The 3,700-nt window shown below is 72.8% G+C and carries 4 protein-coding genes; 1 reads left to right on the top strand and 3 read right to left on the bottom strand.

The genetic code is table 11. The features are described from left to right. A partial coding sequence (locus VF542_RS04525; RefSeq protein WP_408650517.1) for a DUF5995 family protein occupies positions 1-377 on the top strand: 377 nt, incomplete at its 5' end. A gap of 15 nt (positions 378-392) precedes the next feature. Here the strand turns inward: VF542_RS04525 and VF542_RS04520 are convergent. The 3 genes from VF542_RS04520 to VF542_RS04510 are packed head-to-tail and all read right to left on the bottom strand — an operon-like array spanning position 393 to position 3,438. Then, positions 393-1,511, bottom strand: coding sequence for a cytochrome P450 (locus VF542_RS04520; RefSeq protein WP_408650516.1), 1,119 nt, complete (start codon positions 1,509-1,511; stop codon positions 393-395). Further along, entirely contained in the window at positions 1,508-2,665 is a 1,158-nt protein-coding gene (locus tag VF542_RS04515) for a glycosyltransferase (RefSeq protein WP_408650515.1), read from the bottom strand. The genes VF542_RS04520 and VF542_RS04515 overlap by 4 nt, the downstream gene beginning before the upstream one ends. Further along, positions 2,662-3,438 carry a lysophospholipid acyltransferase family protein gene (locus VF542_RS04510; RefSeq protein ID WP_408650514.1) on the bottom strand — a complete coding sequence of 259 codons (777 nt, stop codon included), beginning with the start codon at positions 3,436-3,438 and terminating at the stop codon, positions 2,662-2,664. The genes VF542_RS04515 and VF542_RS04510 overlap by 4 nt, the downstream gene beginning before the upstream one ends. Between the last annotated feature and the right edge of the window lie 262 nt (positions 3,439-3,700).

The raw sequence follows: 3,700 nt of genomic DNA, 5'->3' as shown, positions 1-3,700 counted from the left end.
ACGAGTTCGCCGACCCCGACCTGCTGGCCCGCCGCCGCCTGGACCACGAGCGGATCGACACGGTGCTGGCGAGCCGGGTCAAGGCCGAGGACACCGAGCTTGAGGATCACCGCAGGTTGCTCGACCGGGCGTTGACACCGCTGAATCGCCTTGCCTCCAAGCGGTTCCTGCGGGAAGCGCGCCTGAAGGTCTGGCACAACGTGGCCGAACTCCATGCCGCGCGGCTGCTCGGGGACGAGGCCTACCGCGCCCGGCTGGCCGAACTGGAGGTGCTCAGCGCGGCGCGCATCGCGGACCTGCTGGCACCCGGGCAGGTGTTGCTGCGGCTGGCGGTCGCCGGCTTCGGCGTGACCCTGCCGCCCGCGGCCACCCCGTGACCGCCCGCGGCCCGGTTACGACTCCCGGCACAGGATCAGCGGGCCGGCGGGGGCCAGTGTGATGCCGGCCCGGGGCCGTGGATCGCCGGCCACCACGCTGAGCCGGCTGCCCTCGAAGGCGTCCAGCACGGTATCGAGGACCAGCCGGGCGTAGGCACTGCCCAGGCAGGTCCGTTCGCCCGCGGCAAAGGGCAGGAAGCCCCAGGGCGGCAACGGAGCCAGGAACCGGTCCGGGCGGAACTCCTGCGGCTCGGGCCACAGCCGCCGGTCCCGATGGGTCAGGTACGGGCTGTAGAGCACCAGGGTGCCTCGTGGAATGGCGATCCCGTCGAACGCTGTGTCCCGGGCCGCCCGCCGGCTGCCGAGCCAGCCGGCCGGGTACAGCCGGAGAACCTCGTTGACAGCCAGCGGGCGCTGCTCGGCACCGAACAGGCCGGGCTGGCGGCTGACGTGGTACAGCAGCCAGGCCATGGTGTGCGCCGTGGTGTCGTAGCCCGCGCTGAGGGCTACCCGTACCTCGTCCAGGCCGCCGGGAAGATCGCGGAACGCCGCCGCCAGGCAGCCGTCCGGCGCGGCGGGAAGCGCCTGCTCCAAGGCCCGGTTCATTCGCCGGAACAGGCCCGGCCGGCGTACCAGCGGCCCGGGCAGCGGGCTGTCCAGCGGTCGCAGGAAGGCCGCCAGCACCGGGGCCGGCAGCGCCCCGCCGAAGAAGGTGGCCGACAGGATCTCGCGGGTGATCCCCGCCGACCAGGACACCGCGTCGAACCGGCCACTGGGCAGGCCCCGGCTCACGACCTCGAGGATCCGGGGTCGCAGGGTCGCGATCGCGCGCCGGGCGAAGGGCGGGTTCAGCTCGGCCCGCCGGCTGCGATGCCCCGGCGCCTCGGTCTGGACGATGCCCGCGGCCAGGTGCGGTGACAACCCACTCATGCTGCCCCGGCTGCGGAACAGTTCCAGGTCACCGAGCACGAACCGGTTCCAGTCCGGGGAATAGCCGACGATGGTGTTCCGCCACAACCGCAGGCCGAAGACCGGGCCCAGCGCGGCGCCTTCCTCCAGCAACGGCAGGGGTTGCCGGCCCCACCGGCCGAGATGGCCGATCGGCGGCTGCGAGCGGGGCTCCGGCGGCTTCACGGGTAGCTGCGGCCCTTCCATTGCTGCTGCTTGCGCAGTGCCTGACCCGCCACCGGAACGAAGGCGATCGGGCAGAGCGGGGTGAGAACCGCCTGCCAGGCGGCGCGGGGATGGCACTTGAGCCCGACCAGCAGCCGCTCGACCAGCCCCAGCCCGAACGGCACCAGCCACCGCCGGCGGCCGGCCGCCGCGACCAGTGGCAGCGTGTACGCCGCCAGGTGCCAGCCGGTGGCCGCGACCAGCCGTAGCCGCGATCCACCGGTCACACCGAGCAATCCCCGGGCCAGCCCGGTCACGGCCTGGCGGTAACCGCGATACATCCGGGTCTGCACCAGGTCAGCGCCCAGCGCCAGCCCGAGGGTCAAACCCGCCTGCCTGGCACGCCGGGCGATCGCCACGTCCTCGACGATCTCCGAGCGCACCGCGGCGAAGCCGGCCAGCTCGGCCAGCGCCCGGCGGTTGAGTGCCAGCAGCGAGCCGTTGGCGGTGGCAGCCGCCGGCACGTCTACCGACAGCAGGCCGAAGGGCAGGAAGCACAACAGCACGTCGTCGATCAGCGGGGTGAGCAGCGCCTCGCCGAGGCTGCCGGTGAGTTGCCGGGGAAACACCGAGAAGACGTCGGCCCGCTGCCCGGCCATCGCCTGGCGCACCGCCTCGATCGCGCCAGGAGCCAGCAGCACGTCCGCGTCGCAGTAGACCAGCAGGTCGCCGGACGCGACGCCTGCCAGCTGCGCGCAGGCCCAGTTCTTGCCCACCCAGCCCGGCGGTGGCGGGGTTCCGCGGACCAGCCGGGCAGGTGCCGAGTCGGTCAGCGCCGAGTTCGCCAGCGCCGAGTTGGCCAGCGCCGAGTTCGCCAGCGCCGAGTTCGCCAGGATCGAGCTGGCCAGCTCGGCCGAGCCGTCGTCGGACTGGTCGTCCAGGACGATCAACTCGCTGATCCCGGATTGGCCGAGCATGGCCGGTAGGTACCGGGCCAGCGTGGCGACCTCGTTGCGCATCGGCACCAGCAGCGACACCGACGTGGGCGGCGGGCTGTCAGGGTACCGGCTGGCCGGAACCCTCTTGCCCAGCACCGGAAAGCTCGCCAGGTTGGCCAGCAGCGTGGCCAGCTTGATCAGCAGGAAGCCGAGGACGGCCCGGAACAGGATCGTCACCGGTCGATCTTCGCCCCATGGCCCAGCTTCGCCCCGCGGTCCAGCTTCGCCCCACGGCCCAGCTTCGCCCAGCGATCGATTCGCTCATCCCAGCTGAGCCGCCCGGGGACCACCCGGGCAAAGCCCGGCACCGGCTCACGCGGATCCGCACCGGCGATCGCGGCGTCCAACCCGGCCACCCGCTCGGCCAGCTCGGCAGCCAACCGGTCGGGGCCGCAGGGCGGAGCGATGTCGATCAGTCCTTCGGCGTACTGGTGCCCGCGGGCGACCACCCGCACCGCGACCGGCACCAGCGCCGCCGGCGCCCGCCGGGCCAGCCAGCCGGCCCCGGGCGCCAGTTCGGCGACCGGGCCGGCGGCCCTGAGTTCACCCTCGGGAAAGATCACCAGAACCCGGCCGTCGCGCAGGCTCTGCAGCGCCCGCCGTGGCTGTCCGGCCGGAATGACGCCGATCGCGGTGAGAAAGCGGTAGTCGGACAGGTTGTCCCCATCCATCAGCAATGCCGCGGATCGGCCCTGCTGGCGCAGCACCGCCGCGGCCAGGAAACCGTCCCACCAGCTGTGGTGATTGGCCGCCCAGATGCAGCCACCCGGCGGGAGCTCACCGCGCACCCAGACTCCACGCAAGCCGTGCCGCACCAGCTGCTCGAAGCCGACGCCCAGTGCCCGGGCCTGCCACGGTGCCCGTTCCCCGACTGTCCCTTGCCCGGCTGTCCGGCTCGGCCCGCGAATCAGGTTCACCGAACTCGGCAGGTGCTTTCCGATGCTGGACACGGCGGCTCCACAGCGATTTCTCTCCGACGTTCCTGGCTCCATCGCCTGCTGAGGGCTCGCCTTGCGAAGGGGCCGGGTAACCAAGTGGCTGCTCTTGAACCTAGAGTGACTCTAACATTGATGGTGCAGCGGGGACGGCCCACTCCTTGCGGCTGCGCGGGCGAGCCGAGAGGGGCAGCCGATGCGCCGAACGCCCCGGGTGGTCCCCGGTCCCACCGACAACGTCGTCATCGTCGGCGCGGGCCTCGGCGGGCTGTCGGCG

It is taken from the genome of Jatrophihabitans sp., assembly GCF_036389215.1.
Classification (GTDB): Bacteria; Actinomycetota; Actinomycetes; order Mycobacteriales; family Jatrophihabitantaceae; genus Jatrophihabitans_A.
This window is presented reverse-complemented; position numbering and strand designations above follow the sequence as displayed.